We start from the raw sequence: 23,750 nt of genomic DNA on the forward strand, positions 1-23,750 counted from the left end.
TAGGCACTGTCATGGTAAGACCTCAATTCGTTTTTACCAAGATTATACCTAAAAAAGATGTTTTCAAACAGACCCTAGTCAAAATCCAAAAGTTCATGGATTATCAGAAATGGTTGAAAATCAGCTTTTTAATTGGAATTAGCTTGAAAGCTGGCTAGTAAGACATATTGGTTACGCTTGGTGCTAGTTGGATTAAAATGTTACTCTGGCTGGTCCAAAATCGGCAGGGACGTGGTGTCGTTAATTTAGTAGGAATTAAAAAGTTAACGGTTGATTATTTTCAGTTCCATTATTTAGCCGAGAGGTCGGCTTCTAAAATGCTCGGACTTAGGCCAAGGTCAGTTTTGAAGGTCGTTCTTTGGCTTCAAAATGGCCCATGGTGTTCCAGCATTTTAGAAGCCAACCAGCAGGCGGCAAGTTCAACTAGCACCAAGCGTATTAGTTGGATACAATTCTTAAAGTGATCAAAAAAGTTCAGAATCAATGCTATAAACATTGATCCTGAACTTTTTTACTAAGCTTCAACCTCAAAACCAGCCGTAGTTAAGACTTGATTGACCGCGTCACGAGTTTCGCTATTCACATGTAACTCAATAATACGATCGGTTTGTCGGCGCACGACCATGAGTGTTTGAATACTCAAGTCGTGCGCAGCGAGCACTTGGCCGATTTTAAAAATCACGCCGGTCTGATCATGATGAATCACCACTCGGCTGATTACGCCGGGTTCACCATAACCGGTGATGTTTAGGAACGCGTCTAAAATATCATTATTAGTGATAATGCCAACGACTTGATCATCGGCCGTAACGGGTAGCACGCCAATCTTGTGACGCCGCATTTGGTAAATGGCGTCCTCCAATTGGGCTGTGGCCGCAATCGTCTGCACCGTTTTAGCCATGATACTGGCAACGGTGGTTTTTGTGAGTAAATAATTGGTTTCGTAAACGGATAAGCTAGTCGCTTGCGAGGGCAAGTTACGGGCGATAATACCTTGGGTTACTAAGCCAACCAAGGTGTTGCCATCCATAACCGGCAGCCGATGAATATTGGCCTGTTTCATTAACTCAATGGCGGCACTAACGGTCGTGGTGGGACTGGCGACAATTAATTTTTTGGTCATATAATCTGCAACACTCATATTTTTTACCCTCCTAGATAGGCTTGTTGAACGGCTTGATTGGCTAACAGGTCTTGACCGGTACCGCTGAGCTTGATGTGACCACTAGCTAGGACGTAGCCGCGATCTGCGATGGACAAGGCTTTTTTAGCATTTTGTTCAATTAATAAAACTGTCGTTCCGGCGGCGTTGATTGCCTTAATAATCTCAAAGATTTCGTTGATAAAGATTGGTGCTAACCCCATTGAAGGTTCGTCCAATAGCATTAACTTAGGTGCAGCCATTAGAGCTCGACCCATCGCCAACATCTGTTGTTCTCCACCGGATAAAGTCGCGGCATCTTGATGACGCCGCTGCTTGAGGACAGGAAAATACTGATAAACATCGGCGTAAGCCTGCTTAATGGCTGACCGATCTTTACGAAGAAAGGCCCCCATTTGTAAGTTTTCTTGTACAGATAGGCCCGGAAAAACATGCCTTCCTTCTGGCACTTGGGAGATGCCGGCCTGGACGATTTTCGGTGCTGATGTTTTTTGAATGGGATGTCCCAAATAAGTCATTTGGCCGCTTTTAGGCCGCATGATCCCCGAAATCGTTTGGAGAATCGTTGATTTGCCGGCGCCATTAGCGCCAATCAAGGTGACAATCTCGCCAGTATGAATCTCAAAGCTGACTTGTTTAACGGCTTGAATAGCCCCGTAATTGACGACTAGATCGGTTACGTTTAACATGAGGCTTCATCTCCTAAGTAAGCCTTAATAACGGCTGGATTTTGTTGAATTTCAGTGGGCGTCCCCGTTGCGAGCAAGGCGCCGTGTTCTAGAACATAGAGCCGTTCAACCACATTCATAACTAGTGACATATCATGTTCAATTAAGACGACAGTAATGTGGAAGTCCTGTTGAATCTGGCGAATGAGGCGAGTTAAGTCAGCAGTCTCCTCGGGATTCATCCCAGCAGCGGGCTCGTCTAGAAAGAGTAATTTGGGCTTGGTCGCTAGGGCCCGGACGATTTCCAAGCGGCGTTGAATCCCATAAGGTAAATTTTTGGCCGGTTGGTCCGCTATGGCAGTTAAGTCAAAAATGGCTAATAACTTTTGGGCGGCGACGGTCATGGCGGCTTCGGTACGATAAAAGGCCGGGGTACGAAAGACGCTGCCGAAAAAGGTTTCGTGATAATGATTAGTCATGGCAATCCGAACGTTATCCAGGACGGTTAGGTCTTTAAACAGCCGAATGTTTTGAAACGTTCGGGATAATCCAGCTTGGGCAATTTGGGCGGGACGTTGGCCATTAAGTGTTTGGACGCCTTGGTCGGTTGCTAGGGTAATGGCCCCAGAACTGATCGGGGTTACGCCCGTTAACAAGTTGAACAACGTGGTCTTACCCGCACCGTTTGGCCCAATCAGGCCCACCAACTCATTTTGGTCAAAGTGAACGGACACGTCGGCCACCGCCGTTAAGCCGCCAAAGTTTTTAACAAGATGTTGCGCATCTAATAAGCGATTACTCATGGGCCGATGCCTCCTTGTGATGATTGAGCCGTTTGAATGAAAGTTCCCAGTTGCCTAGAAGGCCAGTGGGTTTGAAGATCATGATCAGAATTAGGGCGAGTGAATAAATAATCATTCGTAACGTCCCGAAGTTTTGCAAGATTGTATCGAGCACTCCCAAGACGATGGCGGCGACAAATGTACCGGTAATACTGCCAACCCCGCCTAGGACGACGATAATCAAAATGGCGATGGAGGCCATAATATTGAAGTCATTGGGCGCAATCGTTTGGATATAAGCAGCGTGCAAGGAGCCACCAATTGCGGCGGTGGCGGCGCCAAAGACGAAAGCAGCTAGCTTCCAACGGGTAGTATTGATTCCCATCGCTTCGGCAGCAATCTCATCTTCGCGGATGGCCATCACCGCGCGCCCGCCACGACTGTGAATGAAGTTGACGGTCACAATCGTGGTGACACACATTAGGGTGTAAACGGTTGTCCAAGAAGCCAAGGCTGGAATATTGAATAGGCCCGCGGCGCCGTTGGTGATTTTTAAATTGTTGATCAAAATCCGAATGATTTCGGCGGCGCCCATGGTGGCAATAGCTAGGTAGTCGCCGCGTAATCGTAGGGTAGGCATACCAACGATTAGCGCGGCGATAATGGCAACGACGATACCAACCATCATCGAGAGATAAAAGCCCAGTGGCGTGGCGATACTTTGGGTGATAATGCCCGTTGCATAGGCGCCAACCGCCATAAAACCCGCGTGACCCAATGAGAACTGACCGGAAAAGCCGATAATCAGATTTAAGCCAGTTGCTAAGATGACATTAATTCCGATGGTGACCAACATATTTTCAATAAAGGGATTGACTACCCCGACTAATTCAGCGGTATCGATGGCGACAAAGCCTAAGATCATCACCCCTAACCAGACGGCATTAGCTTTTAGCGTTGCTTTCATGACGGGTCACCTACACTTTCTCTTTAACATTTTTACCGAAAATCCCAGCTGGTAAGACGAGCAAAATCACAATTAAGACGACATACACGACGGCATCCTTATAAGCGGAGAGGCCGATTGCTTGGACGCCCGTCTCCAAGAGGCCAATGATGAACCCGCCTAAGGACGCACCGGGAACGGAACCAATCCCACCAATGACCGCGGCCACAAAGGCTTTGATCCCGGGTGTCATGCCCATTAGCGGGTCAATCGAGTTGTAGTATAGGCCGATTAAGACCCCCGCGGCCCCCGCCATGGCAGAACCTAAGGCAAAGGTAAACGAAATTGTGTGGTTTAAGTTAATGCCGACCAGTTGTGCGGCGGTCGGGTCAACGGAAACGGCCCGCATCGCTTTGCCCATTTTGGTTCGCTTAATGATCAGCTCCAAGATCAGCATCAATAAGCAAGCTGTCCCTAAAATCAAGACTTGAATGTTAGAGATGTGCATCCCAGCAAAGTGCCAAGTGGTCGTCTTGATGACTTGGGGAAAATTCCGGGTGTTAGCAGTGAATAAATAAGACATTCCATTTTCCAATAGGAAAGAGACTCCGATGGCGGTAATCAAGGCGGTGATGCGCGGCGAGTGGCGTAGGGGGCGGTAAGCGACGGCTTCAATCACCACGCCAACTAAGGCGCAAAACACCATGGCTGAGAGCAGGGCGACAATGAAGTTGACATGCAATACATTGATCACGTAATAGCCCCAAAAGGCGCCGAGCATGTAAATGTCGCCATGCGCGAAATTGATCAGCTTGATAATGCCATAAACCATCGTATAGCCGAGTGCTAATAAGGCGTAGATACTGCCTAATGAAAGGCCATTAATTAATTGTTGTCCGATTGTCTGCATATGAGGGTCACCTTTCTAACGGCTATTGCACGTTGTAAGTTTGTTTAACAATTCCTTGAGTCAACTTTTCAACTACGATCGACTTTTCGGGGTTATGCTTTTGGTTCATCGTGATGGTCCCGGTCACCCCTTGGAAGTTTTTCAGCTTGGCAAGACCGGTAGCGATTTTAACCGAGTTGGCAGATTTTTCGTTTTCAATCGCCGCTTTGATCATGTAGACCGAATCGTAGGCCAACGCGGAGAAGGTTGGTGCGGTGGTGTGATACTTGGCTTTGAAAGCTTTCAAGAAGTTGGCTGCCGTGGTATTCGTCGCCCCGGCCTTCGTGGAAAATGGGGTCGTGTAATAAACGTTAGTTGCATTGTGACTACCAGCAATCTTAGTTAACTTGGCATCAGCCATCCCATCACTGCCGATGATTGGCACATTAATGCCAGCTTGGCGGGCTTGCTTAATAATCAAGCCCAGTTCGGAATAGTAACCAGGTGCGTAAATGGCAGCGATTTTTTTATGCTTCAATGCCGTCAAGATTGCGTTGAAATCTTTGTCGCCTTCTTGGAACGTCTGACTGCTGGCAACGGTACCGGTATAAGCTTGCTTGAAAGCTTTCGCCAAGCCGGTACCGTAATCACTGGAATTGTCGGTCAAGATGGCAACTCGTTTGGCTTTGAGTGTCTTAGTTACGAACTTGGCTGCCGATGAGCCTTGGAAGTTGTTTTGATAACAAGCACGGAAAATGTCAGGTTGGACGGTGCCGCTCTTTTGCAAGGTATAGCCGGGATCGGTCGCCGATGGGCTGACCGATGGGACGGCCGCTTTGGTCATGTTAGGAATTGAGGCAGTCCCGGCATTGGTGGCGGCGGGACCCACGACGGCCACCACTTTGTCGTTATTGACAAGCTGCGCGGCGACCGAAGCGGCAGTGGTATTGGCGGTCTTGTTGTCCCGAATCACGAGTTGAACTTTTTTCTTGGTGTTGCCGACTTTAATACCGCCAGTTTTGTTAATTTGATTAACGGCTAGTTGGATACCTTGCTTTTCTTGGTTACCATATCCAGCGGCGGAACCAGAGAGTTCCATGTTGACGCCGATTTTAATAGTCTTACCCGGATTGTTACCTTGACTGGTGCTGGATTTTGCGGTGCTGCAACCAGCTAGCGTCATGGCGATGGTGGCGAGGGCGGTTAGTTTGACAGTAGTTTGTTCCCATTTTTTCATATGTAATTCCCACTTTCTTATTTTGAGGTGACGATTGTGACGGTGCGCGCGATCCTCCTTTGGACTAACAAAAAGGCCTCATCCACCGTAGTGAATGAGGCCTAAAAAATAGGTGCTGAGCCTCATTACCACAATGGGAAAGAAAGGCTCAGCACTTGAATTTTGAGTTGTTAGCTCATGGTCAAGTGACCGGGTCCTTCTTGAGTAATAATAAGGCTAAATTTTGAACGGCAAGGGGTGCCAAAATGTTGGTTAGGTTAGTGGTTAGTTTCATCATGATGGTCCCTCGCTTTCAAAATTTGATTTGGTTTAGTTGATGTGTCTCAGAATAATTAAAAACAGATTAGATGTCAAGGACTTTTTTAATCTTTTGAGTTTGATAGCTGGTTAGGAAGCTGGAAGGGGCAGGTCATAGGGTGATGTGAAAATTCATTATTTGCGATTATTTTTTTAGTAAAAGACGGTGTTTTGAATTGTCTGCGGCTTGGTCAGCGTGCTAAGCTTAACAAAATTACGCTTGGTGCTAGTTGAAATTGTCGCCTGCCGGTTGGTTCCTAAAACGCTGGGACGCCATGGGCCATTTTGAAGCCAAAGTTCGGTCTTCAAAACTGACCTTGGCCTAAGTCCGAGCAAACCACTCGCACTAAGGCCAACGACACGGCTGAGCATTTTAGGAACCAACCTCTCAGCTAAATTTGTTGATTGAATATTTTATAAATATCGACTAACTAACGGCGGGCGGGCCAGAATTGGCTCAGTGGTGTCGTTTGACTTAGCCGGTGATTTTTCCGGGTTAGTCAAAGCCCGGCTTGTGAGACCGTTCTTCGGCTCACAAACGTGGCCACCACGTTCCAGCCGATTCTGGACCAACCAGAGTGGCAATTTAAACCAACTAGCACCAAGCATACTCAATTAAATTATGGCAGGTGAAACCAATGCAGAAAACCCGGATTATGTTGTATGTCGACAACGTTGTCACCCAAGTTAAATTTTGGCAGGATAATTTTAATGCTAAAATTAATGAAATTAGTCCATTACCCAACGAAAGGCAAAATATCGTTTTAACTATTTCACCAGAAGTGGAATTATCATTTTTTCCGAAGTCATTTATTGCGGAATACTCACCGGAAGTCTTAGGTAACACCCCATCGTTAATGTTTTTTAGCTCGGATTTTAAGGCGCTACATGAACGGCTGACAACGGCCGGCGAGATTGTTGATAACAATGGCACCTTAACGTTTAACTTTGCCGATCCCGAGGGCCATTACTTTGTTGTGGCGGAAGCAAAATAATTTTGTCCCCTAAATACAAGTTAGTCAAAGTGCGTTATAATTGTATTGTAAACGATTACAATATAAAGGGGCGTATTTTTTATGAGTGAAGCAACTTTAGATAAAGCATTAGTGAATAACGATTTTAAGGACATTATGTTTGGCCGGAAGTCAGTCCGGAAATTTGATGCCAACGTTAAGATCTCAGCTGAAGAACTACAAGCGATGATTAGTGAAGCCACCAGCGCACCATCAGCTTGCAACTTACAATCATGGCATTTTGTGGTGGCGAATAGTGATGCTGGTAAAGCTAAGGCGAAGTCAGTCTTAATGCCATTCAACTATCCACAAATCGATTCGTGTTCAGCGATGGTCTTTGTCCTCGGTGACACACAATCCCATAAAGTTTATCGTGATGTTTGGAACAAAGCTTGTGATGAAGGCAAGATTACTCCTGAAAAGCGGGATGAGATTTTCAAGACTTTCCTGCCGATGTATGAAAGCGCTACCCGTGAATTCTTAATCGGCGATGCCACGATTGATAGTAGTATGGCTGCAATGCAACTCTTATTGGTTGCGCGGGCACATGGCTATGAAGCCAACCCAATTGCTGGTTATGCTGCCGACAAAGTGGCTACGACCTTTGGGTTAGATCCGCAACGCTTCGTGCCAGTGATGGCGGTTGCCATTGGTAAAGCCGAAGAGACCCCGATTGACTCTAATCGCTATGATGCGACGAGTTTAACCGAATTTATTTAAGTTAATCATGATGGCGTCAACGTTGACTTGCGTTGGCGTCTTTTTATTAAGTTTCATTGACATTCTCTAATCGAAAACTCATAATTGGACTTATGAGAAAAGTCGTGTGCGTGGGTACTCGTTGCGCAAGAGGAGGATCTATTCTGTGAAATTTGAAGAATCGAAAGTTTTACAACAGTTACCAAAGCAATTTTTTGCTAATTTAGTAAAAAAGGTCAACGCAAAGATTGCGACTGGGGCTGATGTCATTAACTTAGGCCAAGGTAATCCAGATCAACCGACACCGGATTTTGTCGTGAAGGCGATGCAACAAGCGACCGCCGATCCCGCTGACCATAAATACTCGTTGTTTCGGGGATTGCCACGGTTTAAACAAGCCGCCGCTGATTTCTATGAACGAGAATATGGTGTGAAGCTAGACCCTGAGACCGAAATTGCCGTTTTAGGCGGCAGTAAGATCGGGTTGGTAGAGTTACCCTTTGCGTTGTTGAATCCTGGCGATACCATGATCTTGCCGGATCCTGGTTATCCAGATTATTTATCGGGGATTACGCTAGCGCAAGTTAAGCTGGAGTTGTTGCGGTTAAAGGCGAAGAATGACTTCTTACCGGATTATGCCGACCTTGATCCGCAGGTGGCCAAGGCAGCTAAGTTATTGTATCTTAACTATCCGAATAACCCGACTGGGGCAGTTGCCACGCCAGAATTCTTCCAAAAAACGATTGATTTTGCGAACGAAAAGCAAATTGGGATTGTCCATGACTTTGCGTATGGCGCGATTGGTTTTGATGGCAAACGGCCGGTTAGTTTCTTACAAACGCCGGGGGCCAAAGATGTCGGGATTGAGATGTATACCTTGTCGAAATCCTTTAATATGGCTGGTTGGCGGGTCGGCTTTGCGGCCGGTAATGCCGATATGATTGAAGCGTTGAATTTGATTCAAGATCACTTATTCGTGAGTGTCTTCCCTGCGATTCAAGATGCGGCGATTGCAGCCTTGAATAGTGATCAAAGTTCGGTGCAGGCGTTAGTTGCTTTATACGAAAAACGCCGTAACCAATTCTGGTCAGCCGCACGTAAAATCGGTTGGGAACCGTATCAATCAGGCGGCTCATTTTATGCTTGGATGCCCGTTCCAGCTGGGTATACCAGCGAAAGCTTTGCGGACTTACTACTAGACAAAGCGGCCGTTGCGGTAGCGCCAGGAAATGGCTTTGGTGAAGGCGGCGAAGGCTATGTTCGAGTGGGTCTGCTGATCGATGAACCGCGTTTTAGTGAAGCTTGTGAACGGATTGCAAAGCTGCATTTATTTGATAACTAGTGGGTTTGATGAGTTCGGCTGTGATGGTCGGACTTTTTGTTTACTGAAAACCGATTAATTCGTTTTCATAATGTTGGCGATAGCCCAACCTTTACCGCAACAACTTAGGTGGAGTGTCAGTCTAAGGTGCTGGCACTCTTTTTTGTACCCTAGGCATTTTACAAATGCAGGGTATTTATGAACCTTGATTATTTTTCCTTGACCTCGAACGCGTTCGAGACCGTAGACTTAAGTTATCGAACATGTTCGATAATCGTGGACTAGCTGGTATACTCAAGTTAAGTCAAGTTGTTTTGAAGGGGGAATCACGATGACGAATATTCGGGATGTGGCGAGAATTGCGGGTTACTCAGTATCGACGGTCTCGCGCGTCATTAATCAGCAGAATTATGTGTCGGCGGCAACGCGGTCGGCGATTCAAAAAGTCGTTGATGAGTTAGATTATGCACCTAACGATGTGGCACGTGATTTAAGTCGTGGCAAGACATTTAATGTGGGTGTGGTGTTGCCTCACGAGGACCACCCGTACTTTACGCAACTTATTCACGGCATTACGACCGCAGCGTTTGCGGCCAAATACCATGTGGTCTTGTTATCGTCACGCTACGATGCTGACTTGGAGTTGAACTACTTAGAAGGGTTACGGCGCAAAGCTTATGATGCCTTGATCTTCACGTCGCACGGGCTGCCACTAAGCCAGTTAGCGTATTACCAACAATATGGGTCAATCGTTATTTGTGAACATCCCCGCAATAGTGGGCTCCCAGCGGCGTATGCCCACCGGCGCACGACTTATCGCGACGCTTTAGTTTACTTGAAAACGCACGGTTATCAGCGGATTGGCCTCTTAATGAGTCGGCCGATTGCGGTCAGTGCGACGAGTCAAGCAACGGCCGATGCTTATCAGATGGTCTTTGGTCAGCGACCGTCCCCGGAGATTTGTGTGACGGATGTGATTACTTTAGCGGATGGCGAGCGCGCGGCTAAAACGTATTTGCAGCGTGGTCAGCATTTTGATGCCATCTTAGCGAACAGTGATGATATTGCGATTGGTGTTAGTCGCGGCTACCAAGCAGCTGGTGAGCCGGTACCATTTTTAATTGGGCAGGAACATCAATTGTCGGGGGAATTAGCCCATTTACCAACGATTGACCATTATTTTAAAAAAGTGGGTGAACACGCACTCCAATTAGCGATTAGTGGTGAAAAAAAGACGATTGCGATTGATTCAAGGCTAATTACCGAACAATAATTAGGGCAGTAATCTCAATGGTATCAAGGGATTACTGCTTTTTTATTACAAATGGTTAGCAAATTAGTTAGTTTTTGTTGCATCAATCGAACTAATAGACTAATATAATAGTCAATCAAACTACAGGAGGATATTTAAAAATGGCAGATCTTAATCATGAGTTATTTGATAGTTTTGGAAAGTTAATGCAGAATCGGGCTTTTATGATGGCCGTCATGCATCAACGCGATCTCGGCGACCGGCACGGCGGCATGATGGGGGGCGGTCGCGGTCAGATGCGACTCTTACAATTGTTATCACAATCCCCAGCTGGCCTAACGAACGCCGAAATCGCGGAGCTACTGGACATCCGTCCCAGTTCCGTCAGCGCCACCATTAGTCGCTTAGTTGATGCCGGCTTGGTCGAACGGCTCCCTAGTGAGACGGACAAACGGGTCGTCATCGTACGATTGAGTGCCGCTGGTCGGGAAATGTTTGAGCAACACGCTGATCGGGTTGATGACCTAACGACAAAGTTATTCAGCGGGTTGAGTGACGATGAAAAGACGACCTTGGAAAAGCTGTTAGCTAAGTTAAGTACTAGTATGACGGATTTAGATTTACGGGACTTTATGCCGCGTGGTCACGGTCATGGGATGGACTTTCCCCATCAACCGGGCTGGGGTCGGCGCTGGTTCTAAACTTTTAAGAGAGAATGAGGCATTGAGATGGATCATCGAATGGCGGCGCCACATACGGCGGACGCAAAAGCAAGTGGTAAGTTTGATTTTCGTGGATTCTTGCAGTTAATTCGGCAGACGAAACCGCGCTATTGGCAGTTATGGGTCGGGTTGTTGCTCGGCATGTTGGCAACGGGAGCCCAATTAATTGTACCGAAGTTCGCCCAAACGTTGATTAATGGGTTTAGTCACGGCATTAATCGGTCGCTCTTATTAGGCGTAATCGGCTTATTCGTGGTGAGCGCGGTAATTAGTGCGTTTTCGGGCACGTTACTGGGGATTTTCGGTGAGAATGTGGTCGCTAACTTGCGTTCAACGTTATGGCAAAAGTTGGTGCGACTCCGCGTCAGTTATTTTGATGATGTGAAGACGGGTGAGATGACCTCGCGTTTGGTCAACGATACCACGCAAATTAAAGATTTATTGGCTAACGCATTTCCACAGATGGTTACCTCGCTATTACAACTCTTCGGGGCCTTAGTGATTATGTCATTGATGGATTGGAAGATGACGGCCATCATGTTTGTAGCGGTGCCGTTACTGCTATTGATCATGATGCCGATTATGAATTTATCGAGTCGCGTCGGTCGGCAACGCCAAGATGCCTTAGCGACTTTTAGTGGGGCTACGGATGAAACGCTCAGTGAGATCCGCTTGGTCAAGTCGTCTAATGCTGAAGCGTATGAAACGAAAACCGGCTTTGCTCAGATCAAGGATTTGTATCAGATTGGCTTGAAAGAAGCCATTTATGATTCAGTGGCTGGCCCAGTTATGACGGCTGGCATGATGGCATTGTTTGTCGGCGTGTTAGTCTACGCAGCGGCTCGAGTGGCGGCTGGGACGATGACGATGGGGACATTAGTGTCATTCTTAATGTACCTTTTCCAAATTATTGGACCAGCTGGAACACTAGCTCAGTTCTTTAATAAATTGTCGAAAGCGAATGGGTCGACAGAACGTGTACGGGACTTGTTGAAAGAACCTGAAGAAGCGTTGGAGACCGGTGTCGCCAAGTCAGTGACAGATCGAACGCTAGCGATGCAACATGTAGATTTTTCGTATGACGATGATGACCAACCTGTATTGCGTGATGTAAACTTTGAAGCCAAACCAAATACGGTCGTCGCCTTTGCCGGGCCATCTGGTGGAGGTAAATCAACGATTTTCGGTTTACTAGAACGCTATTATCAACCAACCGCGGGTCAAGTCATGATTGGTGATGAGAATGCGGCTGATTTAAATTTAAGCGATTGGCGTTCTCAGATTGGTTATGTGAGTCAAGACTCCGCCATTATGGCCGGCACGATTCGACATAACTTAACGTATGGCTTTGCCCGGGAGTTCACCGATGATGAGTTGTGGCAGGCCTTAAAGTTGGCGTCGGCGGATGGCTTTGTTCATGAGATGTCAGCTGGCCTGGACACACAAGTGGGTGAACGTGGGGTTAAGGTCAGTGGCGGTCAACGCCAACGCTTAGCCATTGCCCGAGCTTTCTTGCGTGATCCGAAAATTCTGATGTTGGATGAAGCGACTGCAAGCTTGGATTCTGAATCGGAAGCCATGGTTCAAAAAGCTTTAGGTGAGTTGATGAAGGGCCGGACAACGTTAGTGATTGCGCATCGCTTGAGTACGATTATTGATGCCGACCAGATTTACTTTATCGAACAAGGCCATGTTAGTGGTCATGGGACGCATCAAGAGTTGATGGAGAGCTTGCCGTTGTATCGGGATTACGTGAAGATTCAGTTTAAAGCTTAGTTGCTTTTTATAGTAGGAAGTTTCTTGCGGATTAATTGTCAGGTGTTATTGATTGAAAATAATTCATGATGAGAAATCGTAGTTAGTTATGAAAAATGTCTTAAGCCAGTTCTTGGTGTAAGGCATTTTTTGTATGGGCGGGAGGATCTTTTGACGTAAAAGAATTTTATTTCCGTTAATAAAGTCATGCAAAAACGCAATATTTACATAAATAATATATTTATTTTCTGAAAATAAACAGAACCTTTACCCAGTACTTTCAGGTTATTTACATTAGTTCAGTAAACTAATTATTGTTGAGAAGACGCTTATGACAATAAAAAATGGAGTGAAGATAATTTGAATCCTCGAGTATTGACGACGATTGCGCTGTGTTCAGCGACTTTAACTTTAATTACAACGGCAGCTCCAGCAGCTGCAGCAGTTACTAATGCTAATCAACCACGAGTTAGTCGGGCTGAAGCCGTGGCAAATCTGCCTAAGTCTGACGTGAATATGGACTTTTCAAAGGGAACACCGACTGATCTTACTGGAACTATTAGTAAGATTAAAACAGTAGGAACGCCTGAAATTACTACTGATAAAAATATGAATGGCAAGGTTGCAGCATTTGATGGAACAAATGCTTACCTATTGCCAATGACACAAAAAAATTATGATGCTATGAAGAACGGTATGGCAATTGAAGCCTTTTTCAAGTATGAGGGTAGCACAAGTGGCGAACATGATATCTTTTCTAATCAGCAAAGTGGTGGTATAGGGTTAGGAATGGTCGATGGGAAATTAAACTTTTTTGCACATGATGGCAGTGGTTACAAGCAACCGAAATCCGATGTAAAGATTGGTAAATGGGTACATGCGGTTGGTGTTATTGATACGGTAGCTAAAAAGACCAAACTATATGTCAATGGTAAAATGGTCAGTCAACTTGATAATAGCGGTAATATTAAGTTTGCTAGTTCTAGTGCCCAAAACTTTGTTATTGGCGGCGATAGTGGTTCAAATGATACTTTACAATTCGGTATGCAAGGTAAGGTAAAAACTGCACGTGTATATGATAAGGCACTAACTGATACTGAAATTCAAAAGTTAAGTGATACTGCAACGAAAGATATTCACGAAAGCGTACCAACTGCACAAGAATTAAAAACGGAATTAGTAGGTCCTTCTGATGTAGTAGCCGGGCATACCTACAACTTAAATGTCCATACCAATGAAGTCGATGAAGGTGATATTGATAAGCTAGAATATGATGTTACCTTTGACCCTGAACGCTTTGAATATGTAAATTCAGATTTCTTGCTTGGTGGAGCTGATCATACTACTGTTACCAAGATAAATGATCATACCTTACATGTGTCGTCTACTGCTGGGTTATCTAAAGCAGATTTTAGAGAATACGGACAGACTCGATTAGCCCGTATTCAGTTGAAGGCTAAGACAGTTGGTAAGCAAAACGTGACGACAAAAGTATCTGTTGGGAATGCTAAAGCTAATATGGGTGGTAAAGCTGTTTCTGGTCTAAAGATGGATATTGTTGGTCAACAGAATATCACTATTCATGCAAAAAATATTAATGACTATAACGGTGACGGCATTGTTGGTGCTGGTGACGTTGCCTTAGCACCGGAAGCTCGTAAAGCTGAAGTTGCTAAAGCTGCTGAAATTCGACCATATAAGCATGTTATTGTGTTGACGACTGATGGTGGTGGTAACCCATGGGACCCAACCGGGATGTACTATACAAATGATAATAGTAAACTCCCGCAATGGACGAGCAGCCCGACACTGTTAGCTAAACGTAAGAATAGCTATGCTATGAACTTGTTTAATAAACAATTTGCAATGAGCACAACTGCTCAAGCGGTACAGCCAACAATTTCGGCACAAAACTATTCGTCCATGCTACATGGATTACCATGGGGTCAAATGGATAAAGAATATCAGATGACTAATAGTACAGCTGGTCAGAAATACTTTGCTGATTTTGGGAAGAAAGATCCGAAGTATCCATCAGTATTTAAAGTTTTACAAAAGAATAATCCAACTCAAGGACTTGCTGCATTCGCTGAATGGCATCAAATCATTAGTGGTATCACTGAACCAGATGCCGCAGTTGAAAAACAACGGTCAAATTCTTGGAAATCATTTGATGATGTCGCAAACTATATTGGAAGTGACAAGTTTAATGATACGTCATTAGTTTATATGCAAAGTGACCAAATGGATGGTCAAGGCCATGGTCATGGTTGGTATAATGATGATTATTGGGCAACGTATTCTAAGTACGATGCGTTATTCAAGGAAGTTATGGATAAGTTGGAAGCAACAGGCCATATTCATGATACGTTAGTTATTGCTAACTCAGATCATGGTGGTAGTGATCACGGTCATGGTGGTTCAGGAACTAAAGATCCGTCAAACTACAATACGTATCTTGCTTTAGGCGGGGAAACGATTGATGCTGGTCGTCGTCTTTCAGGTGGGAGTAACGCTGACGTTTCGGCGTTGATTTTAAAGGCATTACAAGTTGAACAGCCTAAGTCAATGACGGCAAAAGTTTTTGATTCATCAGCTTTCTTAGCTCAGACAGAATTGGGTAAGAAGAATCGTCAAGTTGAATCAATTAATTTAGAAAAAGATCAAAATAAATTTGCTTTGAAGTTCAAAGCACACGAAAATCGTCAAATCCGAACTGTTGACGCGCGTATTGATCTTGGTGGTCGTACCATCGATAAGATTAATGTGCCAGCCGGTGCTAAAGTTATTCGTCAAGACGCTCAAAATGGTATCTTAAAGCTAACGTTAAGCTTTAATAAGCAACCTGGTGACACGATGGCAGTTGTGACAATGAAGCCTGCAACAACTAAAGCAGCCGCTCAAGTTGCCATTAAAGAAGCTATGCTAGGTACTGATAAAGGAAATGAAGTTTTATCTGATTTGAGTACTAAGCAAGTTGATAAGGTTGCTGACTTAAGTGGTGGTACTGTCACTGCACCATCAACTTCTGGCAATAATAGTAGTACAACGACTAAACCAACGAATCCTGCTAAACCAAATCCGGATACAAACGGAACTACATCTGAATCACATAAAGAAAAACCAGCTAAAAAGAACAAACTTAAGGGCAAGATTGTTTATGCTCAAAAGAAGGTTGGCTTCTACAAGAAAGCCAAATTCACTAAGAAGAACCGCTACAAGTTCTTTGCAGCTAAGCCACAAAATAAGTGGGCTCAGTTCAAGATTGTGACGAAGAAGGGTAATCGTTACCAAGTTAAGGACATCAACAAAGGTTCTAAGACGTATGGTAAGACTGGTTATATCACCTCAAGTAGCAAGTATGTAACATCTGCTGATTATACTAAGAAACCAATCAAGGTTAAGGTAATCAATGCTAAGGGCTTGTCAGCTTACAATAGCAAGACACTTAAAGGCAAGCATACGACCTACAAACGTGGGACGATGCTTAAGATTAAGAAACTTGTGAAGAGCAAAGGCAAGTTACGGTTACAATTAAAGAATGGTAAATATATTACCGTTGATAAGCACATGATCCATGCGTACTTTGCAAAATAATAAGCACTAAAGGTATCATCTGAAAAGTCTAATAAAGTCGCCTCGATCCTTTTAAAAAGGGAATAGAGGCGGCTTTTTTATTATGCATTACTAATGTGGTGACGTAAAAGACTTTGCATTCCATCAATAGACTTATGGAATGTTAAAAATTTTACACAAAAAATATAATCATTTTCTGAAAGTAAAGACAACCTTTACGCAATGATTTCATTGCTTTTACATTGGTTCAGTAAACTAAATAATGTTGAGTAAATATATCTAATCAGAAAATGGAGTGAAAATATTTTGAATTCTAAAGCATTGACATCAGTTGCACTATGCTCGGTGGCGTTAACCATATTGACGACAGCCACACCTGCACTTGCGGCTGGAGTGACACATAATGTTGGTATTCAGGTTAAGGCTAATGGTAATCACAATCGGACAGCTGTAACTGAAATACCTAAAACTATGGCAAACTTTGATTTTGATTTCAATAATGGTTCTAAAGGGTTAACAACAGTAGGTAGTCCTAACATTGTTGAGTCAACGGTTTTTGATGGAAAAGAAGCAGTATTGAATGGAAACTCTGGATATAGTTTCAACTTTGATAAGTCAACCCGAGATAAATTCAAAAAGCAGATTTCAATTGAAGCAATGTTCAAATATGAAGGCCCAGCTGTTGGTGAACACGCCATTTTCTCTAATCTTACAGAGGCTGGTGGCTTAGGGCTAAGCCTTAATGGCGCTAATATTGTTTTTACTGCCCATGACGGTACTCAAAATATTGTTACTAAAGGCATCATGAGTGGTAGAAAGTGGATGCATATCGTTGGCGTGGTAGATGCCAATAAAAAAACAACTAGTTTATATGTTAATGGTCAACTAGTTGATGAGCAGAAGAATGACGGTCAATTGAAGTTTAGTGATGATGGCACTAACGATCGTTTTATTGTTGGGGGAAATAGTGCCAAGAATGAGAGCATGGAGAAGGGAATGGTTGGTAGAATTAAAGCAGCCCGTCTCTATGATAGTGCTATCACCAGTGAACAAGCGCAAAGCCTCAGTATCTCAGCACACAAGGGTATGCAGTTGACGTTACAGAAATTCACAACTCAATTAGTTGGGGCGACGGATGCCGTTGATGGTCATATCTATAACTTGAATCTACACACGCATCAGGATAAAGCCGGCGATATTGAACAAATTCAATATGATGTCACTTTTGATGCTAACAAGTTTGATTTTGTGGCTGCTGATCAGACATTAGGCGGTAATGCGACAACTGTTCAAAAAATGAGTAATGCTCAGGATAAAGGCAAGACAACATTGCAGGTTACATCTAAAGCAAGATTTTCAACTAAAGAAATGCGTGATTATCGGGCAACACGACTAGCGCGAATTAAGTTAAGGGCAAAAGCAGTTGACGGTCAAGATACTAAGGCAAAGATAGCTATAACTAATGCGTCAGCTACTTTTGCAAATCAACCAGTTAAAAGTGATTTTGATATCAAGCAAGAACAGAATGTAACTATCAGAGCCAAAGACACGGCTGATTTAAATCGTGATGGACTTATCGGTGTTGGCGATATTTCGTTGGCCTCAGCTGATAAGAAAGCCGCAATTGCTAAAAAATCTGAGATTCATCCGTATAAACATGTGATTGTGCTGACGACGGATGGTGGCGGTAACCCATGGGATCCAAAGGGAATGTACTATGCAAAAGATGAAAATACAGTACCAACTTGGGAAACTAGCCCAGAAATTTTAGCCAAGCGGAAAAATAAGTATACGATTGATTTATTTAATAAGCAGTTTGCGATGAGTACCACGGCTCAAGCTGTTCAACCAACTATTTCTGCACAAAATTATTCATCAATGATTCATGGAATTCCTTGGGGAACTATGGATGAAAGCTATAAAATGACGAACACAAGTGCTAAACAGTATTACTTCGATGACTTTGGTAAAGCACAGGCTAAGTATCCTTCGGTATTTAAAGTTCTTCAAAAGGAAGCACCAACGCGAAACTTAGCTGCTTTTTCTGAATGGGCACCATTCTTAAACGGTATTATGGAACCAGATGCTGCAATTGAAAAGGAAAATCCAGGAGCGTTTAAGTCATTTGATGATGTTGCAGATTATGTAGGTAGTGATCAATTTAAGGATACATCGCTTGTTTACATGCAGAGTGATCAGATGGATATAGAGGGACATGCTCGTGGTTGGTATAATGACAACTATTGGGACCACTATGCACGTTATGACTCATTGTTTAAGACCCTGATGGACAAGTTGGAGGCTACTGGACATATTCATGATACGTTAGTCATTGCTAATGCGGATCATGGTGGGGCTTTACGACGTCATGGCGGGCCTTACACAAAAGACCCATCTAATTATAATATCTTTTTAGCTTTGGGCGGTGAAACGGTTGATGCCGGGAGACGACTTAAGGGTGGTAGTAATACTGATATTAGCTCTCTGATTTTGAATGCTCTTCAAATCAAACAGCCAGCTTCAATGGTCGGAAAAGTATTTGACTCCTCAGCTTTCCTTGACCAAACTGAATTGGTTAAAAAGCATCGTCAAGTTGAATCAATTAATTTAAAAAATAGTCAAAATAAGTTTGATTTACAGTTTAAATCTAGTGGTAACCGTCAGATTCGAACGATCGAGACACGAATTGATTTGGCGGGTCAAGTAATTGATAAAGTGACTGTTCCGGTAGGCGCTAAAGTCTTACGTCAAGATGTTGAAAATGGCATTTTGAAATTAACGCTTAGCTTTGATAAGCAACCAGCTACTGATGTGGCAACTGTCACGCTCAAAGCTGGTAAGGCTAGATCTGCTGCTAAAGTTACCATTAAGCAAGCAATGATTGGGACTGATAAGGGGGCAGAAGTATTGCCTGATATCACAACTGATGCTACTGCCAAGCAACCAGGACCAAGTAAGCCAGCTCCAAAACCGGAACCAGGCAAGCCAGTTCCAAGCATTCCTGGTAATGGAGGTACCGTAATTGCGCCGACAACGCCTGGTAATAGTGCAACGATTAAACCAGCAAAGCCTGCTAAGCCAAACACGGGTACTGGGGCAGCTGAGTCTGAATCTCATAAAAAGAAACCCGCTAAAAAGAACAAGCTTAAGGGCAAGATTGTTTACGCTCAAAAAAAGGTTGGTTTCTACAAGAAAGCCAAATTTACCAAGAAGAACCGTTACAAGTTCTTCGCAGCTAAGTCGCAAAACAAGTGGGCTCAGTTCAAGATTGTGACGAAGAAGGGTAATCGTTACCAAGTTAAGGACATCAACAAGGGTTCTAAGACTTATGGTAAGACGGGTTACATCACTACAAGCCGTAAGTATGTCACGTCAGCAGATTACACCAAGAAGCCAATTAAAGTAAAAGTAATCAATGCCAAAGGTCTGTCAGCTTACAGTCATAAGACACTTAAGGGTAAGCACACCACCTACAAACGTGGGACGATGCTTAAGATAAAGAAACTTGTGAAGAGCAAAGGCAAGTTACGGCTACAATTGAAGAACGGTAAGTATATTACTGTTGATAAACACATGATCCACGCTTATTTTGCAAAGTAAGAAATAACAGTTTTAATTTGTAATTGAGGGAGTCGACAAAATTAGTCGACTCCTTTTAGTATGCAATCATAGGGGTGATGGTGCAAATAGTAATTTATTTACATAAGCTTTATATTTATAGCTGTAAATAACATCTTATGTTTACATTGATTTTTCATAAAATTTACATTGATTCAGTAAAATAATTGTAATAGATGTAAGTCTATAAAAAACTAAATCGGAGTGATTATATTTTGAAGACCCGAGTGTTGACAACCATCGCATTATGTTCAGCAACATTATCGTTGCTGACAACTGCCACACCCGCTTTTGCAACAGCAATACAGTATCAGAGTCATTCGGTAGCGAACCCTAAAACTACGATAAAACCTTTTGTAGATATTGATTTATCGCAAGCTAATCCGATTGATGGGGTAAAGACGATCCCAGAGATTATTGCACTAGGAACACCGCAAGTCGTGACGGATCCAACCATCAAGGGCAAAGTAACAAGTTTTGATGGTAGCTCTGGCTATGTAGTACCATTTACAGAAGGTAATTATACGGAAATAAAAAATGGTGTCACACTCGAAGCCTTCTTCAAATATGAAGGACCAGCTAGTGGTGAAAAAGATATTTTTTCAAACCAAGAAGGCGGTGGTCTAGGGCTTGGAATTCAAAACGGTAAGTTAACATTTTTTGCTCATGATGGTAAAGGTTACAAGACGCCTAATTCTACTTTTAAACAGGGTAAATGGAATCACGCGGTTGGAATTATTGATTTTAAGAATCATAAAACTAAATTATATTTGAATGGTAAGTTAGTAGGCAGTGTGACTAATAGTGGAAACTTCAAACGGGCCAATTCAACTAATCATTTTATGATTGGTGGGGATAGTGGAAAAGATACGAGTTATGTTCAGTCAGCCATGATTGGAGAGGTTAAGACTGCTCGAATTTATAATCATGTTTTATCAGATGCCGAAGTTCAACAGCTAAGTACAGCTGCCCGTGCAGATATAACGAGTGAAAAGGAAGTCATTCAAGCATTTGATACTCAATTGGTTGGGTCAGATGATGTTGTCGCTGGACATAAGTATAGTTTAAATGTGCATACTCGGCAGCAAACGGCCGGTGATATTAATAACCTCGAGTATGACGTTTTATATGATCAAGATAAATTTGATTTTATTTCAGCCGACCAGTTATTAGGATCTAGCAGTACAACCGTGACGCAGACGAGTGCCGGCGTCTTGCATGTCAAAACTAGTGCCGTACTTTCTAAAAGTGAAATGCGGAAATATAGTCAAACAAAGTTGGCTCGCATTAATCTACTGGCTAAAGTGAATGGCCATCAGAATGAAAAAACTGAACTAACTGTGAAGAATGTGTCAGCAAGTGTTGATGGTAAACGTGTTACTGATCCTAAAATGACGATTGCGGGTCAACAAAAGGTAACGATTCATGCTAAAAATATCAACGACTATAATGGCGATGGCATTGTAGGCGCAGGAGACATCGCTTTAGCGCCAGCGGAACGAAAGCAAGCAGTGGCACAAGCAGCTAAGATTCAGCCATATAAACATGTGATTGTCCTGACTACTGATGGTGGTGGGAACCCATGGGATCCTGAGGGAATGTATTATGCTAAAGACGATAAAACAATTCCGACCTGGACTAAAGATAAAGCTATTCTAGCTAAACGAAAAAACACGTATACAATCGACCTTTTCAAAAATAAATTTGCAATGAGTACAGATGCGGAAGCGGTAAGACCAACGATTTCTGCACAAAATTACTCTTCAATGATTCATGGAATTCCTTGGGGTGACATGGATGAAAGCTATAAAATGACAAATACATCGGCCGGTTCAGAGTACTTTAATGACTTTGGTAAGGAACAGGCTAAGTATCCTTCAGTATTTAAAGTGTTACAGAAAGCGGCACCTAATCAAAATATGGCCGCGTTTTCGGAATGGGCACCATTTCTAAATGGCATTATGGAGCCAGATGCTGCCATTGAAAAGCAACATTCAGGGGCTTTCAAATCTTTTGATGATGTCGCTAACTATGTTGGCAGTGATCAATTTAAAGATACATCCGTGGTTTATATGCAAAGTGACCAAATGGATATCGAAGGACATGCTCGTGGTTGGTACAATGACAATTATTGGAAACATTATGCACGGTATGATTCATTATTTAAAACTGTCATGGATAAACTGGAAGCGACTGGACATATTCATGATACGCTAGTGATTGCTAATGCTGATCACGGTGGCGCACTACATCGCCATGGTGGACCTTACTCGAATGACAAGTCAAACTATAATATTTTTCTAGCGCTTGGTGGTGAAACTGTCGATGCAGGCAAACGGATCAAAGGTGGTAGTAACGCAGATATTAGTTCGTTGATTTTAAATGCACTGCAAGTTCCACAACCGGCTTCCATGGTTGGCAAAGTATTTGATCCGTCAGCGTTTCTCGACCAAACTGAGTTGGTAAAAAAGAAACGTCAAGTTGAAGCTATTAATTTAAAGAATGGTCAAGGTAAATTTGATTTACAGTTTAAGGCTAATGGTAACCGTCAAGTTCGAACATTAGATGCACAGATTGACTTGGCAGGCCAAATGATTGATGACGTCAAAGTTTCTAAAGGAACTAAGGTATTACGAAAAGCAGTTGATCATGGTATTTTGAAATTAACACTTAGTTTTGATAAGCAGCCAGCTACTGATTTAGCAACTGTTACACTCAGAGCTGGGAAGACGAGGTCTGCAGCTAAGACCACAATCAAGCAAGCAATGCTAGGAACTGATAAGGGTGCCGAAATTTTACCTGATTTGGTTAATGATACTAAACCAGGTAGTACAACGACACCGAACCCTGGTAAACCAGGAACTGGAAATACAGTACTACCAACGCCAGCACCAGAAAAACCAGGAACTGGAAATACAGTACTACCAACGCCAGCACCAGAAAAACCGGGAACTGGAAATACAACGGCGCCTAAACCGGGTAATAACCAAGGCACTAATAATTCTACTTCATCAAACATAAATACAAATGGAACAACAAATCGACCTAATGGATCTGTAAGTAGTAATTCACAAACGTCGGCAAGTGCTGGCGATGCGGTTTCTGCTAACTCGGAATCTGAATCTCATAAAAAGAAACCCGCTAAGAAGAACAAGCTTAAGGGCAAAATCGTTTACGCTCAAAAGAAGATCGGTTTCTACAAGAAAGCCAAATTTACCAAGAAGAACCGCTACAAGTTCTTTGCAGTTAAGTCACAAAATAAGTGGGCTCAGTTCAAGATTGTAACGAAGAAGGGTAATCGTTACCAAGTCAAGGATATCAACGAGGGGTCTAAGACGTATGGTAAGACTGGTTATATCACTACAAACAGTAAATATATTACTTCTGCTGATTACACCGAGAAACCAAACAAGGTTAAAGTAATCAATGCCAAAGGTTTATCAGCTTACAACAGCAAGACGCTTAAGGGTAAGCATAAGACCTACAAACGTGGGATGATGCTTAAGATTAAGAAACTTGTGAAGAGCAAAGGCAAGTTACGGTTGCAATTAAAGAATGGTAAATATATCACTGTCGATAAGCATAAGATTCATGCTTATTTTTCACACGAGTAACTATTAAAAATAATTAAAGTTAACTTGATCTTTTTCAATGAAAGGGATTGAGTTAACTTTTTTATCTCGTTTAATCTAATTCTACGACGTAAAGCGATTTATATACTGTTAATTAATTTAGGTGTTATAAGAATATTTACAGAAAAAATATAATTGTTTTTTGAAAATAAACATAACTTTTACCTGGTACTTTCAAGTA

General features: G+C 43.1%; 15 protein-coding genes. 9 read left to right on the forward strand and 6 right to left on the reverse strand.

Annotation, left to right across the window (positions count from 1 at the left end; genetic code table 11):
* Positions 1-514: 514 nt before the first annotated feature.
* Genes FFM80_RS12910 through FFM80_RS12935 form a run of 6 tightly spaced genes read right to left on the reverse strand, consistent with a single transcriptional unit; the run spans position 515 to position 5,684 of the window.
* Complete coding sequence (locus FFM80_RS12910; protein ID WP_137641176.1) at positions 515-1,141, reverse strand: CBS domain-containing protein; 627 nt, start codon at positions 1,139-1,141, stop codon at positions 515-517.
* Positions 1,142-1,146: 5 nt separating this feature from the next.
* On the reverse strand, positions 1,147-1,851 hold the full coding sequence (locus FFM80_RS12915) for an ABC transporter ATP-binding protein (RefSeq protein ID WP_137641177.1): 705 nt from the start codon (positions 1,849-1,851) through the stop codon (positions 1,147-1,149).
* The gene (locus tag FFM80_RS12920; RefSeq protein WP_137641178.1) at positions 1,845-2,633 is read right to left on the reverse strand and encodes an ABC transporter ATP-binding protein; all 789 of its coding nucleotides are present in this window, start codon (positions 2,631-2,633) and stop codon (positions 1,845-1,847) included. The genes FFM80_RS12915 and FFM80_RS12920 overlap by 7 nt, the downstream gene beginning before the upstream one ends.
* Entirely contained in the window at positions 2,626-3,579 is a 954-nt protein-coding gene (locus tag FFM80_RS12925; protein WP_137641179.1) for a branched-chain amino acid ABC transporter permease, read from the reverse strand. The genes FFM80_RS12920 and FFM80_RS12925 overlap by 8 nt, the downstream gene beginning before the upstream one ends.
* A gap of 10 nt (positions 3,580-3,589) precedes the next feature.
* Positions 3,590-4,468, reverse strand: a complete 879-nt coding sequence (locus FFM80_RS12930; protein ID WP_137641180.1) for a branched-chain amino acid ABC transporter permease — start codon at positions 4,466-4,468, stop codon at positions 3,590-3,592.
* A gap of 22 nt (positions 4,469-4,490) precedes the next feature.
* Positions 4,491-5,684 carry an ABC transporter substrate-binding protein gene (locus tag FFM80_RS12935; RefSeq protein ID WP_137641181.1) on the reverse strand — a complete coding sequence of 398 codons (1,194 nt, stop codon included), beginning with the start codon at positions 5,682-5,684 and terminating at the stop codon, positions 4,491-4,493.
* Positions 5,685-6,619: 935 nt separating this feature from the next.
* Here FFM80_RS12935 and FFM80_RS12940 point away from each other — a divergent pair.
* From FFM80_RS12940 to FFM80_RS12980, 9 genes are all read left to right on the forward strand, one after another.
* Complete coding sequence (locus FFM80_RS12940) at positions 6,620-6,976, forward strand: VOC family protein (RefSeq protein ID WP_137641182.1); 357 nt, start codon at positions 6,620-6,622, stop codon at positions 6,974-6,976.
* Between the two features lie 81 nt (positions 6,977-7,057).
* A complete protein-coding gene (locus FFM80_RS12945; protein WP_137641183.1) occupies positions 7,058-7,714 on the forward strand; it encodes a nitroreductase family protein in 657 nt (218 codons plus the stop codon).
* 145 nt (positions 7,715-7,859) lie between these two features.
* The gene (locus FFM80_RS12950) at positions 7,860-9,035 is read left to right on the forward strand and encodes a pyridoxal phosphate-dependent aminotransferase (protein WP_137641184.1); all 1,176 of its coding nucleotides are present in this window, start codon (positions 7,860-7,862) and stop codon (positions 9,033-9,035) included.
* Between the two features lie 310 nt (positions 9,036-9,345).
* Positions 9,346-10,287: a LacI family DNA-binding transcriptional regulator gene (locus tag FFM80_RS12955; RefSeq protein WP_137641185.1), complete on the forward strand. Its 942-nt coding sequence runs from the start codon at positions 9,346-9,348 to the stop codon at positions 10,285-10,287.
* A gap of 140 nt (positions 10,288-10,427) precedes the next feature.
* Positions 10,428-10,967: a MarR family winged helix-turn-helix transcriptional regulator gene (locus tag FFM80_RS12960; RefSeq protein WP_137641186.1), complete on the forward strand. Its 540-nt coding sequence runs from the start codon at positions 10,428-10,430 to the stop codon at positions 10,965-10,967.
* A gap of 27 nt (positions 10,968-10,994) precedes the next feature.
* A complete protein-coding gene (locus tag FFM80_RS12965) occupies positions 10,995-12,764 on the forward strand; it encodes an ABC transporter ATP-binding protein (RefSeq protein WP_137641187.1) in 1,770 nt (589 codons plus the stop codon).
* A gap of 339 nt (positions 12,765-13,103) precedes the next feature.
* Positions 13,104-16,340, forward strand: a complete 3,237-nt coding sequence (locus tag FFM80_RS12970) for a LamG-like jellyroll fold domain-containing protein (protein WP_137641188.1) — start codon at positions 13,104-13,106, stop codon at positions 16,338-16,340.
* Between the two features lie 339 nt (positions 16,341-16,679).
* Entirely contained in the window at positions 16,680-19,919 is a 3,240-nt protein-coding gene (locus FFM80_RS12975; protein ID WP_137641189.1) for a LamG-like jellyroll fold domain-containing protein, read from the forward strand.
* A 233-nt stretch (positions 19,920-20,152) separates the two neighbouring features.
* Positions 20,153-23,551, forward strand: a complete 3,399-nt coding sequence (locus FFM80_RS12980; protein WP_137641190.1) for a LamG-like jellyroll fold domain-containing protein — start codon at positions 20,153-20,155, stop codon at positions 23,549-23,551.
* Positions 23,552-23,750 lie beyond the last annotated feature (199 nt).

This window comes from Lactiplantibacillus dongliensis, assembly GCF_005405105.1.
Taxonomy (GTDB): domain Bacteria; phylum Bacillota; class Bacilli; order Lactobacillales; family Lactobacillaceae; genus Lactiplantibacillus; species Lactiplantibacillus dongliensis.

Coding starts and splice junctions, on each gene's coding strand:
- FFM80_RS12910 (WP_137641176.1), bottom strand. CDS start 1,141: ATGAGTGTTGCAGATTATATGACCAAAAAATTAATTGTCGCCAGTCCC.
- FFM80_RS12915 (WP_137641177.1), bottom strand. CDS start 1,851: ATGTTAAACGTAACCGATCTAGTCGTCAATTACGGGGCTATTCAAGCC.
- FFM80_RS12920 (WP_137641178.1), bottom strand. CDS start 2,633: ATGAGTAATCGCTTATTAGATGCGCAACATCTTGTTAAAAACTTTGGC.
- FFM80_RS12925 (WP_137641179.1), bottom strand. CDS start 3,579: ATGAAAGCAACGCTAAAAGCTAATGCCGTCTGGTTAGGGGTGATGATC.
- FFM80_RS12930 (WP_137641180.1), bottom strand. CDS start 4,468: ATGCAGACAATCGGACAACAATTAATTAATGGCCTTTCATTAGGCAGT.
- FFM80_RS12935 (WP_137641181.1), bottom strand. CDS start 5,684: ATGAAAAAATGGGAACAAACTACTGTCAAACTAACCGCCCTCGCCACC.
- FFM80_RS12940 (WP_137641182.1), top strand. CDS start 6,620: ATGCAGAAAACCCGGATTATGTTGTATGTCGACAACGTTGTCACCCAA.
- FFM80_RS12945 (WP_137641183.1), top strand. CDS start 7,058: ATGAGTGAAGCAACTTTAGATAAAGCATTAGTGAATAACGATTTTAAG.
- FFM80_RS12955 (WP_137641185.1), top strand. CDS start 9,346: ATGACGAATATTCGGGATGTGGCGAGAATTGCGGGTTACTCAGTATCG.
- FFM80_RS12960 (WP_137641186.1), top strand. CDS start 10,428: ATGGCAGATCTTAATCATGAGTTATTTGATAGTTTTGGAAAGTTAATG.
- FFM80_RS12965 (WP_137641187.1), top strand. CDS start 10,995: ATGGATCATCGAATGGCGGCGCCACATACGGCGGACGCAAAAGCAAGT.